Annotated in this window: 15 protein-coding genes; 7 read left to right on the top strand and 8 right to left on the bottom strand. The window is 74.4% G+C overall.

Annotation, left to right across the window (positions count from 1 at the left end):
- Positions 1 to 89 precede the first annotated feature (89 nt).
- Genes ACZ50K_RS28540 through ACZ50K_RS28530 form a run of 3 tightly spaced genes read left to right on the top strand, consistent with a single transcriptional unit; the run spans position 90 to position 3,322 of the window.
- Positions 90 to 1,859 carry a SpoIIE family protein phosphatase gene (locus tag ACZ50K_RS28540; protein ID WP_468908143.1) on the top strand — a complete coding sequence of 590 codons (1,770 nt, stop codon included), beginning with the start codon at positions 90 to 92 and terminating at the stop codon, positions 1,857 to 1,859.
- A gap of 52 nt (positions 1,860 to 1,911) precedes the next feature.
- Positions 1,912 to 2,343, top strand: a complete 432-nt coding sequence (locus ACZ50K_RS28535; RefSeq protein ID WP_468908142.1) for a hypothetical protein — start codon at positions 1,912 to 1,914, stop codon at positions 2,341 to 2,343.
- Between the two features lie 49 nt (positions 2,344 to 2,392).
- Positions 2,393 to 3,322 carry a YihY/virulence factor BrkB family protein gene (locus tag ACZ50K_RS28530; RefSeq protein WP_468908141.1) on the top strand — a complete coding sequence of 310 codons (930 nt, stop codon included), beginning with the start codon at positions 2,393 to 2,395 and terminating at the stop codon, positions 3,320 to 3,322.
- Positions 3,323 to 3,393: 71 nt separating this feature from the next.
- Here ACZ50K_RS28530 and ACZ50K_RS28525 read toward each other — a convergent pair whose 3' ends face one another.
- From ACZ50K_RS28525 to ACZ50K_RS28495, 7 genes are all read right to left on the bottom strand, one after another.
- Positions 3,394 to 4,965 carry an adenosine deaminase family protein gene (locus ACZ50K_RS28525; RefSeq protein WP_468908140.1) on the bottom strand — a complete coding sequence of 524 codons (1,572 nt, stop codon included), beginning with the start codon at positions 4,963 to 4,965 and terminating at the stop codon, positions 3,394 to 3,396.
- 119 nt (positions 4,966 to 5,084) lie between these two features.
- Positions 5,085 to 6,920 carry an FAD-binding dehydrogenase gene (locus tag ACZ50K_RS28520; RefSeq protein WP_468908139.1) on the bottom strand — a complete coding sequence of 612 codons (1,836 nt, stop codon included), beginning with the start codon at positions 6,918 to 6,920 and terminating at the stop codon, positions 5,085 to 5,087.
- Between the two features lie 163 nt (positions 6,921 to 7,083).
- Complete coding sequence (locus ACZ50K_RS28515) at positions 7,084 to 8,364, bottom strand: serine hydrolase domain-containing protein (RefSeq protein WP_468908138.1); 1,281 nt, start codon at positions 8,362 to 8,364, stop codon at positions 7,084 to 7,086.
- Between the two features lie 172 nt (positions 8,365 to 8,536).
- Entirely contained in the window at positions 8,537 to 9,526 is a 990-nt protein-coding gene (locus ACZ50K_RS28510; protein WP_468908137.1) for an anti-sigma factor RsbA family regulatory protein, read from the bottom strand.
- Positions 9,523 to 10,326 (bottom strand): MEDS domain-containing protein, encoded by an 804-nt coding sequence (locus tag ACZ50K_RS28505; protein WP_468908136.1) that lies wholly within the window; start codon positions 10,324 to 10,326, stop codon positions 9,523 to 9,525. The genes ACZ50K_RS28510 and ACZ50K_RS28505 overlap by 4 nt, the downstream gene beginning before the upstream one ends.
- A gap of 58 nt (positions 10,327 to 10,384) precedes the next feature.
- On the bottom strand, positions 10,385 to 10,993 hold the full coding sequence (locus tag ACZ50K_RS28500) for an EF-hand domain-containing protein (protein WP_468908135.1): 609 nt from the start codon (positions 10,991 to 10,993) through the stop codon (positions 10,385 to 10,387).
- Positions 10,994 to 11,126: 133 nt separating this feature from the next.
- Positions 11,127 to 11,624 carry a GtrA domain-containing protein gene (locus tag ACZ50K_RS28495; RefSeq protein ID WP_468908134.1) on the bottom strand — a complete coding sequence of 166 codons (498 nt, stop codon included), beginning with the start codon at positions 11,622 to 11,624 and terminating at the stop codon, positions 11,127 to 11,129.
- 318 nt (positions 11,625 to 11,942) lie between these two features.
- On the opposite strand from ACZ50K_RS28495, the gene ACZ50K_RS28490 reads away from it, so the two are divergent.
- Positions 11,943 to 12,779: an endonuclease/exonuclease/phosphatase family protein gene (locus ACZ50K_RS28490; RefSeq protein WP_468908133.1), complete on the top strand. Its 837-nt coding sequence runs from the start codon at positions 11,943 to 11,945 to the stop codon at positions 12,777 to 12,779.
- On the opposite strand, the gene ACZ50K_RS28485 is transcribed toward ACZ50K_RS28490, so the two are convergent.
- Positions 12,776 to 13,819: a GlxA family transcriptional regulator gene (locus ACZ50K_RS28485; protein WP_468908131.1), complete on the bottom strand. Its 1,044-nt coding sequence runs from the start codon at positions 13,817 to 13,819 to the stop codon at positions 12,776 to 12,778. The two genes, ACZ50K_RS28490 and ACZ50K_RS28485, sit on opposite strands and share 4 nt — an antisense overlap.
- 70 nt (positions 13,820 to 13,889) lie before the next feature.
- Between ACZ50K_RS28485 and ACZ50K_RS28480 the strand changes: the two genes are divergently transcribed.
- The 3 genes from ACZ50K_RS28480 (at position 13,890) to ACZ50K_RS28470 (ending at position 17,331) form a co-directional block, all read left to right on the top strand.
- Positions 13,890 to 15,176 (top strand): MFS transporter, encoded by a 1,287-nt coding sequence (locus ACZ50K_RS28480; RefSeq protein ID WP_468908129.1) that lies wholly within the window; start codon positions 13,890 to 13,892, stop codon positions 15,174 to 15,176.
- Positions 15,177 to 15,285: 109 nt separating this feature from the next.
- A complete protein-coding gene (locus ACZ50K_RS28475) occupies positions 15,286 to 15,660 on the top strand; it encodes a hypothetical protein (RefSeq protein ID WP_468908127.1) in 375 nt (124 codons plus the stop codon).
- Positions 15,661 to 15,777: 117 nt separating this feature from the next.
- Positions 15,778 to 17,331, top strand: a complete 1,554-nt coding sequence (locus ACZ50K_RS28470; protein WP_468908126.1) for a hypothetical protein — start codon at positions 15,778 to 15,780, stop codon at positions 17,329 to 17,331.
- Positions 17,332 to 17,348: the final 17 nt, after the last annotated feature.

The raw sequence follows: 17,348 nt of genomic DNA, 5'->3' as shown, positions 1-17,348 counted from the left end.
GCCGCCGCCGGAGGGCCGCTCGCCCCGGGTCCGCGGATATCGTGGTGTCCGACGGCCCGGCGGACGCCCCGGGCAGGAGGGCAGGGCAGGTGAACCGGTTCGCGCGTCTGGCCGCCCGGCTGTCGGGCGCGGACCAGGGTGTGGTGTGGGTGGCCGGGGAACCGGAGGAGGATCCGGAACCCGGCGGTCCGGCGGAGCCCCGGTCCGAGGTGTGGCCCGCCGGTACCCCGGTCCCCCCGGCGGCTCTGGAGGGCTGCCGCCGGGTCGCCGCGCTCGGCCGGCCGCTGTTCCGCTCCGGGGCCGAGGACGGGCCGGGCGGATCCGCCTTCGCCGGGGTGCCCCTGATCGGCGGCTCCGGCGAGCTCCTGGGCGTCCTGGCCGCCGTCTCCTCCGCCTCCCGGGGCTGGGACCCGACGGAGCGGGAGGACCTGGCGGAACTCGGGGCGCTGTGCAGTGCGCAGATGCGGATGCGGATGCGTTCCCAGGAGGTGCGGCAGGCCCGCCGGGAGGCGGAGGAGGCGGCGGAGGCAGCCGAGTACGAGGCCGTCCGGATGGAGGAGCTCCTCGGCCGGTCCCGGGTGCTCCTGCGGGCGGCCGAGGAGCTGGCGGACACCCGCGGACTGGACGAGGTCCGTGAGCGGGTCGGCGAACTCGTCGACGGCCATTTCAAACCCGCCTACGTGGATCTGGTGCTGCTGACCCGGCAGGGCGTGCTGCGCCGGATCGCCGACCCCTCCGAGCAGGTGTCGCCCCCGGCCGCCGTGCCCCGGGCGTATCCGCTGGACTCCGACTGGCCCAGCGCCCGGGCCGTCCGGGAGAACAGGCTGATCGTGGTGGGCGACCGCACCGCCCTGGGCCCGTACGGTCCCGAGGCGCGGGACGGGTTCGACGCGGCCGGCCTGGGCAGTGCGGTGTGCGTTCCGCTGCGCGGTGTGCACGGCACCATCGGGGTGCTGGTGCTGGGCTGGAACGCCCCGTACGCGATCGGCACGGCCGAGCGGACGGTCCTGACGACCGTGGCCGGGTACACCGCCCAGGCCGTGGAGCGCGGGCTGCACCTCGACGAGCGGATCGGGGTGGCGCACGAGCTCCAGCGGGCCATGCTCACCGAGCTGCCGGCCGTCCCCGGACTGGAGATCGCCGGGCTGTACCGGCCGGCGGCCCGCGAGGAGATGGTGGGCGGCGACTGGTACGACGCCTATCCGCTGCCCGGGGACGGCGGCCCGGCCGCGGACACCCTGGCGCTGACGGTCGGGGACATCACCGGTCACGACATGCGGGCCGCCACCGTCATGGGGCAGGTCCGCAGCATGCTCCGGCAGGCCGACCACGACAGCCCCGGGAGCGGCCCGCACGACGCCCTGTCCGCCCTCGAACGAGCCGGCCGCCATCTCGGCCTGGGCATCAGCGGGACCCTGGTCCACGCCCATCTGGGGCCCGCCGGGGACGCGGCGTGGCTGCTGCGCTGGACCAACGCGGGCCATCCGCCGCCGCTGCTGGCCGACCCCGACGGCTCGGTGGTGCCACTGACCGGGCACGACGTGCTGCTGCACCCCGGGCTGCCGCTGGTCCCGCGCACCTGTGGCCGGACGCTGATCAGGCCCGGCGGCACCCTGCTGCTGTACACCGACGGTCTGGTGGAACGGCGGGGCAGCGACATCCTCGGCGATGTGGACCGGCTGGCCCGCGAGCTCGCCGGGAGCGGCACCGACCGGCCCCTGCCGGAGCTGCTGGAGCATCTGCAGGCGGTGGTGGGGCCGGGGGACGCCGACGACGACACGGCCATCCTCGCGGTGCGGGTCCCGACGACAGATGCGGTCCGGGGCCGGATTCCGCTTGACGGGGTGCGGGGCGGGTAGGCGCGGGCTGCGTGCGGCGGTCCGCCGGGCGCGGAACCCAGGAGTGATCCCGATGATTCTCATTCTCGGACTCGTCCTACTCGTCATCGCCCTCGTCGCCGGCCTGACGGGTGTCTTCGCCAATTCCGGCGCGGGGAACGGTCTCGGCGCCGGCGGCGACTTCTCCGTCTTCGGCTACCACGCCACCGGGTCGACCGGCTCCCTCTTCCTGAGCGGGATCGTCGTCGGGGCCGTGGCCCTGCTGGGGCTGGCCCTGGTGGTGGTCGGCGCCCGCCGTGCGGCCCGCCGCTCCTCGCGGGCCCGCCGCGAGGCCGTCGTGGTCGACCGCGAACGCGAGGACCTGATCAACCAGCGCGACCAGGCCGCGGCCACCGGTTCGGCACCGGCGCCGGCGCCCGCCGAGGCACCCGCTGCCGGGAGCACCGGCGAGGAGCGGTCGCGAGGCAGGGGCCACTGGTTCCCGCACCGGACGGCGCCCCGCTGACCTGACCCGGTCCTGACATGACTGCGGAGGATCGGGACACCCGGAGGGTATGACACTCACCGCGGACCCCGGCCAGGACAGCAGCTCCGATCACGGCTCCGATCATGGCTCCGATCATGACGCGGAGCACGACCCGGGCCCGCCGAGACGGTCCTGGTGGGCCCTGCTGCTCGGGACGGTGCGGAAGTTCACCGACGACGAGCTGGCCGACCGGGCGGCGGCCCTCACCTACTACGGGGTGCTGTCCCTGTTTCCCGGACTGCTGGTCCTGGTGTCCCTGCTGGGCCTGGCCGGCGAGTCGGTGACCCGGCGGGTGGTGGACGGCCTGGAGCAGCTGGCCACCGGTCCGGCCAGGGACGTGCTGCACGGGGCGGTGACCCGGCTGCCGACCGACAGCGGGGTGGGATCCCTGCTGGCCCTCGCGGGCCTCCTGCTCGCCCTGTGGTCGGCCTCCGGCTACACGGCCGCGTTCATCCGGGCCTCGGACGCCGTGTACGGCACCCCGGGCGGACGCCCGGTGTGGAAGGTGCTCGTGCTGCGTCTGGTGCTCACGGTGGCGCTGATGGTGCTGGGCGGCGCCGGCATGGTGATCATCGTCTTCACCGGTGGGCTCGCCCGGCAGGCCGGGGCCGTGCTGGGGATCGGCGACACCGCGCTGGCGGTGTGGTCGGTGGCCAAGTGGCCGGTCCTGGTGCTGCTCGCCACCACCATGATCGCGCTGCTGTACCGGGCCGCCCCGAACTCCCGGCACCGCGGCTCCACCTGGGTGACCCCCGGCAGCGTCCTGGCGCTGGCCATCTGGCTGGGCGCCTCCGTCGGGTTCGGCTTCTTCGTCAGCCACTTCGCCTCGTACAACGAGACCTATGGGGCGGTGGCCGGTGTGATCGTGTTCCTGGTCTGGCTGTGGATCACCAACCTGGCGGTGCTGCTGGGGCTGGAGTTCGACGCGGAGCTCGCCCGCCCGGCCGGCTCGGACTGAGTCCGGGCACGGTCGGGACGGTCGGAGTGCGGCGGGCGGCGGGCGGCCGGCCGGGCGCGGCGAGGGGAGTGTCAGCGGCCGCCGGGACGGGTCGAGGTCCGGGCGTGGACGGCCTCGAAGCGGTGGAAGGCCGCCTCCTGCCGCCATTCGACGCTCGCCTTCAGGTCCCGCTCCAGGAAGGCGGCGCAGCGCTCACCCGGCCGCGCGGTCCCCTGGCGTTCGCCGGCGCAGGGGCCGGTGGGGCGGTAGCCGGTGCGGACGTCGCGGTTCCACAGGCCGCGGCCGGGCAGGAAGGAGTGCTCCAGGGAGGCCCGGGCCAGGTCCCGCAGGGCCGGGTAGTCCAGTCCGTACGTCTCGGCGGCGCGCCGGTACTCGTCGGTGATCCCGATGCGGGAGACGCCCGGGTCGTCGGTGGCGAGGACCACCGGTACCCCGTGGCGGCGGTAGGTCGCGAAGGGGTGGTCGTCCCCGGAGACGCGCAGGATCTGCTCGTTGCTGTGGAAGGGCACCTCGACGGCGATGCGCCGGTCGGCCATGTAGCGCATCAGGGATTCCCAGCGGTCCTCGTGGAGCACGGACACGCCGTGGCCGATCCGCTCGGCCCGGCCGGTCTGGGCGGCCTCCCGGATGTGGAAGGTGAGGTGCTCCGGCTTGACCAGGCCGGGCACCAGCTCGCCGGCGTGCAGGGTGATGTGGGCCTTGGGGTACTGGGACTTGAGGTAGTTCAGCATCCGCATGTGCAGCCGGTAGTCGCGCAGCGCGACCTCCCCGTCCTCCGGCTGCACCAGGTTGACGGCGACGAACCGGGGGTCCCGTTCGGCGAGCCGCATGCCGAGCGCCATCTGGGTGAAGACCCGCTCGGGGGTGCCGAGTCGGGCGACCTGCGAGATCCAGCGGTAGGGCAGGGAGCAGGCCGCGTCGGGCCGGGGGCCGTCGCAGTGGGCGGCGCTGCGGAACTCGGTGTCGGTGGCGTCGGCGTCGGCGCGGGCCTGCCGGACGACGGCGTCGAGGCCGCCGCCGGCCAGGAGTTCGTCGTGCATCCGGTCGAGGTCGGCGTCGTAGCCGACCCGGTCGGCCAGCTCGCGGGCCTGGCCGGAGGCCGGGGAGATCATGGTCTCCAGATAGAACTGGTTCTGTCGGGCGGCGGTGTTGGCGACCTCGGCGAGCATCCGTCCAGGGTGCCGCCAGGTCACCTCGCCGAACTTCCCGAAGGTGGCGAAGAAGTGGTCGTGGCCGTTGCCGTCGGCCGGGAAGTCCTGCATGGACCAGGCCCGGATCACCTGGAGGCGGAAGGCGGCGTCGGTCACGGCGTCGGCGGCCGGGCGGGTGCCGGCCCCGCAGGGCGGGGGCACCGCCGTGCTGGTGTCCGTGGTGATGCACAGGCCGTCACCGGCGGCGAGTTCGATCAGGAACTCGGTGCTGACCGCACCGGAGAGGTGGTTGTGCAGGTCGCCGCCCTTGGGCAGGCCGGCGAAGAAGTCCCTCGGCGGGGCCGGGGCGGGGGCCGGGGGCGCGGCCGGCGCCGAGGGGGTGGCGGCGTGGACGGGGGCGGGCGCGAGCAGGGCGAGCGCGGAGAGCGCGCCGATCACATGGGAGGGGATCACGAGCACAGCCTGGTGACCCGGGCACCCGCGGTGCGGCATGCCGGGCCGGGCGCTCCCGGGTGTCACCCGGGAGGCTCCCAGAGGGATCGTTCCTCCTGTCCGGCGGCGCTTCGGGGCGGGTCGGGTCGCGGTCGGGTCGCGGTCGGGGCCGCCGTGCGTCAGCTCGCGGTGGCGGCCGCGGCCGCCCGGCCGGCCTGCCGGCCGGAGTAGAGGCAGCCGCCGAGGAAGGTGCCCTCCAGGGAGCGGTAGCCGTGCATGCCCCCGCCGCCGAACCCGGCGACCTCGCCGGCCGCGTAGAGCCCGGGGACGGGGGTGCCGGTGGCGCCCAGGACCCGGCCGGCGAGGTCGGTCTGGAGGCCGCCGAGGGTCTTGCGGGTGAGGATGTTGAGGCGGACGGCGATCAGCGGGCCCGCCGAGGGGTCCAGGATCCGGTGTGCGGAGGCCGTCCGGCTGATGGCGTCACCGGTGTAGGCGAGGGCGTTGCGGATGCCCATGACCTGGGCGTCCTTGGTGTAGGGGTTCTCGATCTCGCGGTCCCGCGCCTCGATCTGGCGTTGCAGGGCGGGGAGTTCGATCAGGTTCTCGCCGGTGAGCCGGTTCATGCCGGTGACCAGGTCGGGGAGGTTGGCGGCGACCACGAAATCGGCACCGTTCCGTTTGAAGCGCTCGATGGGCTCCGGGCTCTGCCAGATCCGCGACAGCAGCTTCAGGATGTCCTTGTCGGTGAGGTCGGGGTTCTGCTCGGAGCCGGAGAGGGCGAACTCCTTGGCGAGGATCTTCTGGGTGGCCACGAACCACGAGTAGTCGTATCCGGTGTCCCTGATGGACTTCAGGGTGTGCAGGGTGTCGTATCCGGGTATGTCGGGGGTCCCGAAGCGCCGGCCCCGGGCGTCGAACCACATCGCGGACGGGCCCGGCAGGATGCGGATGCCGTGCCCGGGCCAGATCGGGGCGTAGTTGCGCAGGCCCTCGGTGTAGTGCCACATGCGGTCGGGGTTGACGATGCGGCCGCCCGCGCTCTCGGTGATGGCGAGCATCCGGCCGTCCACGTGCGCCGGCACGCCGGTGACCATGGTGGCGGGCGGGGTGCCGAGCCGGGCCGGCCAGTTGCGGCGGACGAGGTCGTGGTTGGCGCCGATGCCGCCGGAGGTGACCACCACGACCGGGGCGCGCAGCTCGAACTCGCCGACGACGGTACGGGAGCTGGGGGCGCCCCGCACCGCACCGCTGGGCTCCAGGATCGCGCCGCGCACCCCGGTGACCGCTCCCCCGGTGGTGACCAGCCCGTCCACCCGGTGCCGGAACCTGAACGTCACCTTCCTGTTGGCGACGGCGGCCCGCACCTTCTTCTCGAAGGGTTCGACGATGGCCGGGCCGGTGCCCCAGGTGACGTGGAAGCGGGGCACCGAGTTCCCGTGGCCGTCGGCGAGTCCGCCGCCGCGTTCGGCCCAGCCCACGATCGGGAACCACTGCACGCCTAGCCCGGCGAGCCAGGAGCGCTTCTCCCCGGAGGCGAAGTCCACGTAGGCCTCGGCCCATTTGTAGGCCCAGTGGTCCGGGCCGGCCGGGTCCTCGACGCCCCGGTCGAAGCCGGCCGTGCCGAGCCAGTCCTGCCAGGCCAGTTCCCGGGAGTCCTTGATGCCCATCAGGCGCTGCTCGTGGGAGTCGGCGAAGAACAGTCCGCCGAAGGCCCAGAACGCCTGGCCGCCGAGGGAGGCCTCCGGTTCCTGGTCCAGCAGCAGCACCTTGCGTCCGGCCGCGGCGAGTTCGGCGGTGGCGACCAGTCCGGCGAGGCCGTGTCCGACGACGATGGCGTCGGCGTGCTGGGACTCGGCGCCGAAGGCGGGGAAGGCGTGGCCGGCCAGGGCGGCTCCGGCGAGGACCCCGCCGGTGACCGTGAGGGCCCGCCGCCGGGTGACCCCGGGGCCGGGCGGCCGGCCGGCCGGATGGTCCGGCCGTATCTCCCGCCGCTGCTCCTGAGGTGCCTCGGACATGTCTCCGGCGTTCACCATGACGGCCTTTCATCCCGGCGGCTGTGAGGGTGGGGCACGGTGCGGGGGACAGCGGGCACCGGCGGGCACCTGGACGTTACCCATCGGTATTACCGACGGTAGCCCACGTCCCACCGGGCCCGCCAGCCCCCGCACCCGCCGCGGTTCAGCCGTTGTTCAGCAGGGCGCAGGCGAACTGCTCCTGGACCGAACGGAGTTCCGCCAGCAGCCGCGGCGCCTCCCGGTTGCCGGTCTGGGTGTTGATCGTGAAGGTGAGCGAGCGCCGTCCGTCCGGGGTGGCGGCGGCCAGCTGCGTGTATCCGGGGAAGTTGCCGGTGTGGCCGTAGAGCACCCCGCAGCGGGTGGTGTAGCGGAAGAGCGCCAGCCCGGCCGCGTTGGTGCCGGGCCCGGCCGGGTCCGAGGAGGCACTGGGGATGAAGTCGAGCTGCTCCTCGCGCACCTTCCCGGACACGAACCCGGGCCCGGCGTAGCCGCGGATGAACGTGCCGAGTTCCCCGGCGGTGCTGACGATGCCGCCGGAGGCCCAGACCCCGGAGGCGCCGAGCAGCTCGCTGATGTCCTCGGGCGGGCCGTCCGGGGCGACCTCGTAGCCGCGCAGATAGGGCTCGGGGAGCCGGTAGCCCTGCGGGAGGCTGGTGCGGCGCAGGCCCAGCGGACGGTAGACCAGCTCGCGCAGCAGCTCCTCGTAGCGCCGGCCGGTGACGGCCTCGGCCATCAGGGCGACGGCGATGTTGTCGGAGTTGGAGTACTCGTAGAGGGAGCCGGGCCGGAAGCGGAGCGGCTGACCGGCGACGAAGTCGAGCAGCCGGCGGGAGTCGAAGCGGTGCCGGGGGTCGGCGGTGAGGAGCTCCACGAACCCGGGGGCGGAGGTGTAGTCGGGCAGCCCGCTGGTGTGCTGGAGCAGCTGGCGCAGGGTCACCTCGTGCCAGGCGGCCGGCTGGCCGGGCAGCACCTCGCCGATGGTGTCGTCGAGGGCGAGTTCCCCCCGGTCGACCAGCCGGAGCGCGACGGCCCCGCTGAACGCCTTGGCGATGCTGGCGATCCGCATGTGGTCGCCCGGGGCGGGGGGCCTGCCGGTCGCCAGGTCGCCGGCCCCGGCCCGGTACACCTCGTGGCGTCCGTCCCGGGTGAGCACGGCGAGGGCCCCGGGCGGGCCGTCGTCCTGGGACACCAGCCGCTCCAGCAGCTTGCGGAGCCGCTCGTCCTGCCGCGGCGGCCGGCCGTCGGGGCCGGTCGGGGACCCGGCCGACGGGGCGACCGGGGAGGCGGCGGGGGCCGAGGTCTCGGCCACCGGGGTGGGCTGGGCGGTGGCGGGCTGCAACAGTCCGCCGAGTGCGGCCGCGGCCAGGGCGGCGGCGGGCAGTCCGGTGCGCAGCAGTCGCCCGCGCGGGCGGTGGCCGGAGCGGGGTCGGAGGCGGTTCCGCATGTACGTGTCTCCCGGGGCGGTGTGGGGGGCGGTCCACCTGCCTGGTTACACCCCGGGGGCCCCGGACCCCCGGCGGCGCGCGACGCGACCCCCGGTCGGCGGACACCGTCGGCGGACGCGGTCGGTGGAGACGGGCCCGCCCGGGCGACGGCCCGGCCCGCCGGCCGCCACGTCAGCGGCGGTGTGCCTCCCCGGCCGGGTCGGGCACGTCCATGTGCAGACGGACGGTGGTGCCCTGCTCCCGGGTGGAGCGGATCTCCACCAGATCGCAGAGCTGGTTCGCCAGCCAGAGGCCGCGGCCGCCGATCTGGTCCGGGGCGGGCCGGACCCGGCCGGCCATCACGTCGGAGAGGTAGCCGGAGTCACGGAACTCGCACAGGAAGGCGGAGTCCTGCGCCCAGGTCCGCAGGGTTCCCCGGCCCCCGCCGTGCAGGATGCTGTTGGTGGCGATCTCCGTGACCGCCACGGCCAGTTTCGCCCGCCCCTCCTCGGGCACCCCCGCGTCGGCGGCGCACTGGGCCACCTTCGACCGGATCGCGGCCAGGTCCCCGCGCGTGTAGCTCAGCTCCTGGTACGGGTCGCAGGGGTCGGCCAGCGCCTCGAAGGCGTAGTGCTCGGCGGCGAGATAGCCCTCGTTGGGCATGTCCCGGCCGTCCCGGCGGATCAGCGGGTGGCAGCCGCTCAGCGACCGCAGGGCGCCCTCGTCCTCGTCCGCGGCGTCGTAGGGGCAGAGCATCGACCAGGTGGGGCTCTGGGCGAACGCCCGGTTCAACAGCCATTCGTGGTAGCGGAGTTCGGAGAGGTGGGCGGCGCTGCGCGCCTGCTTCCAGGCGGTCTCGCCGATGCCGCGGACCGGCCGGTCCCCTTCCCCGCGCTCCCTCATCCAGCTCGCCCAGGCCGCGACCATCCGGCCCGGGTTGGGCCCGGTGGACGCCGTGTCGACAAACGTCACGTCGGGCTCGTCGGCGAGTTCGCCACGCAGCAGGGAGGTCTTGTCGGAGGGCACGGCGACGACCACCGCCTCACCGCCCTCCAGGGCCTCCCGGATGAAGTCCAGGGTGCCGGACAGGAACTGCTCCTCGCCCCGGTAGGGGTAGAGCTCGTGGCGGAACGGGTTCCCGTCCTGGCCGGACGGCGGGGTGGGGGGCACGAGGGCGCTCACAGGGCCATCACCACCGGCACACCGGGCACCGCGTACCCGGCGAGTTCCCAGCACAGGCGCACCGTCTCGTTGGCACCCTCCACCACGATCCGGCGGTCGGGCAGCCGGCGGGCGGCGTCGACCAGGGCCTGCATCCCGGCGGCGTCGATCATCTCCAGGGTGTCGAAACGCAGCCGCACCTTGGGTGCGCGCGCCGTGGCGGCCCGGACCGCCGCGTTGAAGGCCTCCGCGCACTCCGAGTCGATCACACCGTCCACGCTCCACCTGTCGGCACCCGTGCTGAACATCCGGAAAGCCGGACGCTCAGCGCGCGTGCCCGTCTCGTGCGGATGCACACATGCCACACGGTCCAGGGTAGACGCGTCCCACCGGTCGGGACGGAAGGCGCAGACCACGATGGCACCGCTCTCGGAGGCGAACTCGTCGAGCCGCAGCTCCTGCTCCAGGAGCTCCTCGACCCCGCCGGGCAGGGTCTCGGGGGTCCGCTCGGCGAGGACCCGTACGGAGCGGAAGCCCTGGCGGGCGGCGGTACGGGCCTCCTGGCGGACGGCGGCCAGCACGGTCTCCGGATCGGCGGGCCCGGGCCCGGGGAAGTCGAGGATCACCGCGGCCGGGGGCAGCGGGCCGGCGGAGCGGGGCAGCCGGGCGGCCGTCCCTCCAGCGGGCCCGATCACCACGACCTTGTCGCCGTAGAGGGCCCCGTCGGCCAGATAACCGACGGCGTCCGCCGGGAACGCGGCGGACGGGTCCATGCGCCAGCAGACGTGGTCGCCCAGGTCGACCTCGTCCAGTGTCGTCAACGCCCTCGCCGCCCGCACTCCGCCGCCCGCTCCCTTCGGCCCGCGAACTCCTACCCGGTCAGAGCTCTCCGAACAGAAGGTTACCCGGGGCGTCCTCCTCGTTGCCGGTGTAGTACTCGCGGACGGCCACGAGGAGCTCGTCGACGGTGAGGGTGCCGTCCCCGTCCTTGTCGATCCGCCGGAACAGGGCCTCGGCGTCGGCCGGCCTCAGTTCCGGGTTGAAGGCCTCCTGGGCCTTGTGGAACTCCTCGGGGCTGATCCGCTGGTCGCCGTCGGTGTCGACCACGGTCAGGATCGCCTTCGCCATCGGCCGGAAGGACCGGTCGTAGGCGGGGCCGCCCTGGGCGTAGAGCCGGGTCATGCCCGTCTTGTACTCCTGCGCGGTGACCCGGCCGTCGCGGTCGATGTCGAGTTCGGTGAACAGGTCCTGCCAGAAGTCGGCCAGGCCGGCCATCACCGAGGCGGCCTTCGGCGAGGAGGCGGGCTCCGCCAGGTTCGACAGCAGCCGCGCGCCCAGGGCGAAGATGTCCTCGGCGTCGATGACCCCGCTCCCGTCGGCGTCCAGGTGGTTGAAGGCGCGTTCCAGCTTGCGGTCGAGCAGGCCCTCGTCGGTCACGGCCGTCTCGGCCGTCTCGATGGTCGCGGCGGTCGCGCTCGTCTCCGTCATCTCGGACACCTTCCATTTCCATGGCTACACAGGGGATCGACTGGGCCACTCAGCGTAGTTCTCCGGATGATCGTGAACTCCCGCTCCCCGGCCGGGAGGTGACGGATGCACTCGTACGAGCGACGCGCCGCCCTCAGGCCGCGCGGCAGAGCTCCGCGGGCGCGGCCGGAGCCAGCGCGCGGGCCACCACCGGGGCGGCCTGGGTGCGGGTGCGGGCGAACACCACCAGGCGCAGCACCGCGAAGCGGGCGACGCCGGTGAGGGCGGAGGCGGACAGGTAGACGGTCTGCTCCAGCAGCGCGCCGGGCGCCGCCACCAGCAATTGGAGGACCAGCATCGCGGCGCAGGTCACGGCGTATCCGGCGGCCGCCGAGCCGGCGGACTGCGCGTGCTGCCGCCAGGTGGCCCGTCCGCCGGCCCCGAAGGTGAAGCGGGCGTGCAGCTCGGTGGCGAGGAGGGTGGAGACGACGGTGACCAGGGCGTTCGCCAGCGCCCAGGGCATCCAGGAGCCGAGGGCGGTCACGGCGAAGCTGGAGGCCACCCCGATCCCGCCGCCGCAGAGCACGAAGCGGGCGAAGGCGGCCATGGCACCGGGACCCGTCCGCCGCCGGTTGCCCGCCACTGCCTCCATGACCCCACCCCTTGATCGACCCGTTGTTTCTTGTGAGAGAAACGCTACGTTGCATTAATGGATCCAGCAACGGAGTTATTGCGAAGGGGAGTTGTTTGTGCAGGCCGTCGCCCTGAAATCGTTGCACTGGGCGAGGAACTAACGCAACAAACCACGATCCGGCGTTGCATTGGACTGAGGGTGAACGCTATGCCCGGCCCCCGGACGGCCAGGCCCCGGCGGCACGCCGGGCCGGGGACGCGGTCCCGGCCGGGGCCCCGGTAACCTCATGCGCACGCGCAACGGGCGACACACGCCTCAGCCGGATTCGAGGAGGCGATGGTGCTCGGTAAGGGCACGGGCGCACTGGCGGGCGCCTTGATCCTGGCCGGTACCGTCCTGGTCGGTCCCAGCACCCCCAGCGGCGAGGTCCTGGCCGGGTCTCGGCCGGTCGAGCCGGTCCGGGAGGTGGTCCCGAACCGGGTCATGACCTGGAACATCTGCAATCCCTGCCAGGAGAGCAACATCGACCGGGCGGCCGAGATCGCCCGCTTCGCACCCCAGGTCTTCGGCCTCCAGGAGGCCTGCGTACGCGATGTGGAGCGGATCCGCGAGTACCTGAAGAACCGTTACGGGCTGGTCTACCACGTCGAGTACGGCATGGTGCTGCGCAAGTGGGGCCGCTGCGGGGGCGCCCCGTGGAACCCGGGGGGCTTCGGCAACGCCCTGCTCTCGGCGGCCCCGATGACGGACCCCGTCACCGCGGAGTACCCGGACGGGGGGTCCGAGGACCGCGGCTACATGGCGGTCACCACCACCGTGGACGGCCGTCAGGTCCGGGTCTTCAACACCCATCTCGCCCAGCGGCGCCAGGCGGACGTCCGGGCCCGGCAGACCGCCGTGCTCGCCCGGGAACTCGCCCGTCACGATCCGGCCATCGCCCTCGGCGACTTCAACGCCGTCCCGCTGACCTCCGAACTCACCCCGCTGTGGGCGCTGGCGAAGGACGCGTTCCCCGGATGCCGTCCGCCGGGGGCGGGCGACTGCGAGCCGACCACCGACTGGCAGAGCAAGTTCGACTACGTCTTCCTGCGCGGCCTGACGGCGCGGACCCACCGGGTGGTCCCGTCCGCCCACTCGGACCACCACCTGGTGTACGCCGACGTGAACGGCTAGGAGCCGGCCGGCGCGGACGCGGTGGCGGAGGCAGTCGGAGTGGCAGTGGCAGTGGCAGTGGCAGTGGCGCGGAAGGCCCGGCGGTAGGCGGCCGGGGTGGTGCGCAGCGCCTCGTGGAACCGCCGGCGCAGATTGACGGCCGAGGAGAGGCCGACCCGGTGCGCGATGGTCTCCACGGGCAGGTCGGTCTCCTCCAGCAGGGCCCGGGTGGCCTCGATCCGGCGGTCCAGCAGCCAGCGTCCGGGACTGATACCCAGCTGCTCGGTGAAGCGGCGGGTCAGGGTGCGGGAGGAGACCCGTGAGCGCAGTGCCATCTCGGCGACGCTCACCGGCTGGTCGAGCCGTCCGGACAGCCACTCCAGCAGCGGGGCCAGCGAATCGGCCACCGGCCCGGAAGTGGGCAGTTCGGCGTACTGGAGCTGGCAGCCCTCGCGGTGCGGGGGCATCACCAGCTTCCGGGCGATCCGCAGCGCGTACGCGGCCCCCTGGTCGGCGCTCACCAGGTGCAGGCAGAGGTCCACTCCGGCCGCCGATCCGGCACTGGTGGCGATGTCCCCGTGGTCCACGTAGAGCACCGCGGGGTCGACCAGGACCCGGGGGAACCGGGCCGAGAGTTCGGCGGCCTGGGCCCAGTGGGTGGCGGCCCGGCGGCCGTCCAGAAGTCCGGTGGCGGCGATCAGGAAGGCCCCCGAGCAGAGGGCGACGATGCGCGCGCCCCGCGCGTGCGCCCGGCGGACCGCCTCGACCACGGCCGGCGGCGCCTCGGTGCCGGCCGGCTGGTCCCAGCCGGGGACCAGCACGGTGTCCGCGCGTTCCAGGGCCTCCAGTCCGGTGGTGACCAGCAGGTCGTAGCCGGCCTGGGAGCGCACCGGTCCGGGGTGCTCGGTGCAGACCTCGAAGGAGTAGCGGGCCGGGATCGCCGGGCCGTGGTCGGCGAACACCTCGGTCGCGCAGGCCAGCGGGAAGGTCGACTGCGGGGGCCGCAGCAGGGCCACCACCCGGTGCGGGGACGGGGGTTCGGGCAGCGGGCGGGTGGTCATGGCGGGAAAGTACCCCATCGTGTCGGTCAGGACACTGGGACGCCCGATTGGTCTACTCCACTATCGTCCGGTGACCACGGTTCAGACCTCCGCCCCGCAGCAGGATCCCGCCGGTGACCTGCCCCGCCCCCCGCTCTGGGAGCGCCGCTTCGCCCTCTACTTCCTTGCCCGCGCGGTCTCCATGCTCGGGGACGCGATGATGCCGGTGGCCGCCGCGCTCGCGGTCGGCCCGCTGTACGGGATCTCCGGCGTCGGCCTGGTCCTCGGTGTCTGGACCGGGACCTTCGTGCTGCTGGTGCTGTTCGGCGGGGTGCTCGCCGACCGGTTCGGCGCCCGCCGGATGATGGTCGGCGCGGATATCGCCCGGGTGCTCACCCAGGGCGTGCTGGCGGCCGCGTTCTTCGCCGGTCCGCCGCCGTTCTGGCTGCTGGTGGGCATGGCCGCACCGGCCGGCGCGGCCGTCGCCATGTTCCTGCCGGGGGCGAACGGGATGGTCCCGCTGGTCGCCCGGGAGCCGCAGCGGGCCAACGCCACGCTCAAGGTCGCCGACGCGCTGGCGCACCTGGCCGGCCCGGCCCTGGCGGGGCTGCTGATCACGCTGGCCGGCCCGGGGACCGTGTACGCGATCGACTCCGCCACCTTCCTGGTCAGCGCCCTGTGCCTGGCCCTCGTCCGCCTGGCCCCGGCCGCCCCCGGCTCCCTCCCCCTTCCCGTCGCCCCAGCCGGTTCGCCCTGGGAGTCGCTCCGCCGGGACCTGCGCCAGGGCTGGCGGGAGTTCCGCGCCCGCACCTGGATGTGGGCGGTGATCCTGGTCTGGGTGGGGTACGGGATGCTGGTCTTCGGCCCGCTGGTCCCGCTCAGCTCCGCGCTGGTCGGCGAGCGGCTCGGGCCGAACGCCTACGGCCTGGCCGTCTCCTCCCTCGGCGCCGGGACGGTGCTCGGCGGACTGCTCGCCCTCCGGGTGCGCCCGGCCCGCCCGCTGGCCGCCGGTACGGCCGCGATGACCCTGTACGCCCTGCTGCCGCTCTGTGTGGCCCTGGACTCCGGGCTGCCGCTGCTGCTGGCGGGCCACGCCCTCGGCGGTGCCGGGCTGGCGTTCTGGTCGGTGATGTGGGCCACCAGCGTCCAGACCCACACCCCGCCCGCGGTGCTCAACCGGGTGTCCGCCTACGAGCTGGCCGGGTCGGTGTCGGGCATCGCGCTCGGCCAGGTGCTGGCGGGCCCGGCCACCGCCCTCGCCCCGCCGGAACGCCTGCTGCTGGTGTCCGCGGTCGCCGCCCTGGCCGGCTGCGCGGCACTGTTCGCCGTACCGGCGATCCGCACCCTGCGCCGGACCGCTCCGGGGGAGGGCGGCTAGCCGGGGCGCCGCCTCGGGCATCATGTCCGGGGGCACTCCAAGGGCGGGGGCCGGGCAAGGGGAGAATCGCGTGGTGCGGTGGTGGCGTCTGAGTTCCGGGATCCGCCCGGTGCCGGAACGCGTCGAGACCCTCTCGGTGTGGGCCGCCGCGGGGATCGCGGGCCTGGTGATGGTCACGGTCCTCAACTACCTCAACGGTCATGGCGACCCGACCGTAGACCTGCTGCTGCTGTCCGTGGTGTGCGCCGTACTGAGCACCGGCGCCCGGCTCGTCGCCGCGCCGGGCACGGCCCTGGTCAGCTGGCTCACCCTCAACGGCTTCGCCACTCCCCCGATGGGCGAACTGACCTGGTCGGCCCACTACGACCTCGGCCGCCTCGGCTGCCTGCTGGCGGCGGCGTGCACCGGCACGGTCATCGCCCGCTTCGCGACAGCCCGCGTCGCCTACCGCCGGCTGACCCTGGAGAAGCCCACCCGTCCCTGACCGCCAGCCTGGCGCGGGGCGCGGCGGAGCCGCAGGGGTACGGTCAACACGAAACAGGGGACGGGGAACAGGGTGGCGGGATCGGTCCGGCGGCACGCGGCGCGCGGAATACCGGGAATGCTCCGCCTGCGCGGAGCACTGGCGGCGATGGCCCTGGGGCCGCTGCTCGTACTGGGGGCGGCGGGCGGCGCCCCGGCCGTGTGGGCGGCATCGCCGTCCCCGCCGCCGCCCCCGCCCCTGCCCGCGCAGCCCGCCGACTTCTTCGTACCGGTCGCCGGCACCGGGACGCTCCAGGCGGGCCCCTTCCCGGGCAGCATGCCGGTGCCCGCCGGAACGGTCCAGAGCGGGATCGTCGCCACGTACGACCTCTCCGCCGTCGCGGGCGCGGTCAGGATGCTCCGGGTGGACCCCCAGTGCGCCTCCTCCGGCGACCTGGTCACCTGCCGCCCCGAGCCGCACGCCGTGCTGCCGCCCAGCCCGTTCACCCTGGTGGCCCGCGCCTCCGCACGGCTCGGGTACGCCGGTGACCTCACCGTCCGCCACACGGGGCGTCCGGGACTGCCACCGCCCGCCGCGGTCCGGATCCACATCGGGGTCCCGGAGTTCCGGATGCGCTCGTTCCCGGACGCCGTGCTGCCGGAGGGGTCCGGCACCGCCACGCCCCCGCCGATCAGACCGGCGTTCGTGAACACCGGCGGACCCGCCCCCGGGACCGTCCTGCTGCGGATCTCCGTCTCCCCCGACCTGCCGGCCGTCCCCGGACCTGCCCCGAGGCTCTCCCGCGCATTTCGCAACTGCCACTACGACGCGGCCGGGAGCACCGCGTACTGCGAGTTCCCCGGGCCGGTCCGGACCGGCCGGTGGTACGCGACGGACGCCGAGTTCCGCACGGTGAAGGGCACGTGCTGCCCGCCCCCGGGCGCGTACAGCTACGACGTCCTCCCGATCGAGACCCTCTCGTCCGCCGAGACGGCCCGCTACCGGGCGATGCCGACGGGCGAGGGGCGCCCGGTCCGCCTCCGTGAGTCCGCCGGCTCCCCGGGCTCGACGAGCGCCCCGGGCACGCTGCGGTTCCGCTCCTCCGACGCCCCCATGGGCCACTTCTTCCCCGCGCAGTCGAGGAAGGTCGACGGCCCGCTCGGCGGGACCGTCTGGTTCCCGGTTCCCGTGGCCACCACCACCGAGGGGTTCCCCGGGCCCGTCCGCGAGGTGTGGGTCGAACTGCCGGAGGGCGTCTCCCTGGCGCCCGTGCCCGAGCCCGGATCGTTCCCCTCGGAAACGCAGTGGTGCAACCCCTCCGACCTGTCCCTGCGGACGTTCGCCTGCCCGCAGATCGGTTCGGGAAGCCTTCTGATGGTGCGGATAGACCGCGAGGTGCCCGGGGCCCGGGGAAGGGCCTGGGTGCCCGTCGCGGCCGGCGACACCCGGCCCGCCGACAACTCGATGACGTTCGGCGTGTTCGTCAACGGCAGCGCCGCGGACCCGGCATCGGCCCCCGCGAAGGCCTCCCCGGCGGGCGGCCGGGCGCTCCCGGGCGGGACCTCGGCGACCGCGTACGGGACCGGGGCGGCCGCGCTCCTCGCCGCGGGCGGTGCCACCGCCGCACTGCTGCTGCGCCGGCGCCGCCGCCGAAGCACCGCCGCCGAACGCCCGGACCCCGGCCCCCATTGACCGCCGGGGGCCCGGGC

The organism is Streptomyces sp. NPDC033845 (assembly GCF_055576225.1).
The sequence above is the reverse complement of the archived record's forward strand: the minus strand, read 5'-3'. Positions and strand labels throughout refer to the sequence as shown.

What these genes read in the sequence shown, in the direction of transcription:
- ACZ50K_RS28535 (WP_468908142.1), top strand. Translation starts at nt 1,912, where the DNA reads ATGATTCTCATTCTCGGACTCGTCCTACTCGTCATCGCCCTCGTCGCC.
- ACZ50K_RS28530 (WP_468908141.1), top strand. Translation starts at nt 2,393, where the DNA reads ATGACACTCACCGCGGACCCCGGCCAGGACAGCAGCTCCGATCACGGC.
- ACZ50K_RS28525 (WP_468908140.1), bottom strand. Translation starts at nt 4,965, where the DNA reads ATGCCGCACCGCGGGTGCCCGGGTCACCAGGCTGTGCTCGTGATCCCC.
- ACZ50K_RS28520 (WP_468908139.1), bottom strand. Translation starts at nt 6,920, where the DNA reads ATGTCCGAGGCACCTCAGGAGCAGCGGCGGGAGATACGGCCGGACCAT.
- ACZ50K_RS28515 (WP_468908138.1), bottom strand. Translation starts at nt 8,364, where the DNA reads ATGCGGAACCGCCTCCGACCCCGCTCCGGCCACCGCCCGCGCGGGCGA.
- ACZ50K_RS28500 (WP_468908135.1), bottom strand. Translation starts at nt 10,993, where the DNA reads ATGACGGAGACGAGCGCGACCGCCGCGACCATCGAGACGGCCGAGACG.
- ACZ50K_RS28495 (WP_468908134.1), bottom strand. Translation starts at nt 11,624, where the DNA reads ATGGAGGCAGTGGCGGGCAACCGGCGGCGGACGGGTCCCGGTGCCATG.
- ACZ50K_RS28490 (WP_468908133.1), top strand. Translation starts at nt 11,943, where the DNA reads ATGGTGCTCGGTAAGGGCACGGGCGCACTGGCGGGCGCCTTGATCCTG.
- ACZ50K_RS28485 (WP_468908131.1), bottom strand. Translation starts at nt 13,819, where the DNA reads ATGACCACCCGCCCGCTGCCCGAACCCCCGTCCCCGCACCGGGTGGTG.
- ACZ50K_RS28470 (WP_468908126.1), top strand. Translation starts at nt 15,778, where the DNA reads ATGCTCCGCCTGCGCGGAGCACTGGCGGCGATGGCCCTGGGGCCGCTG.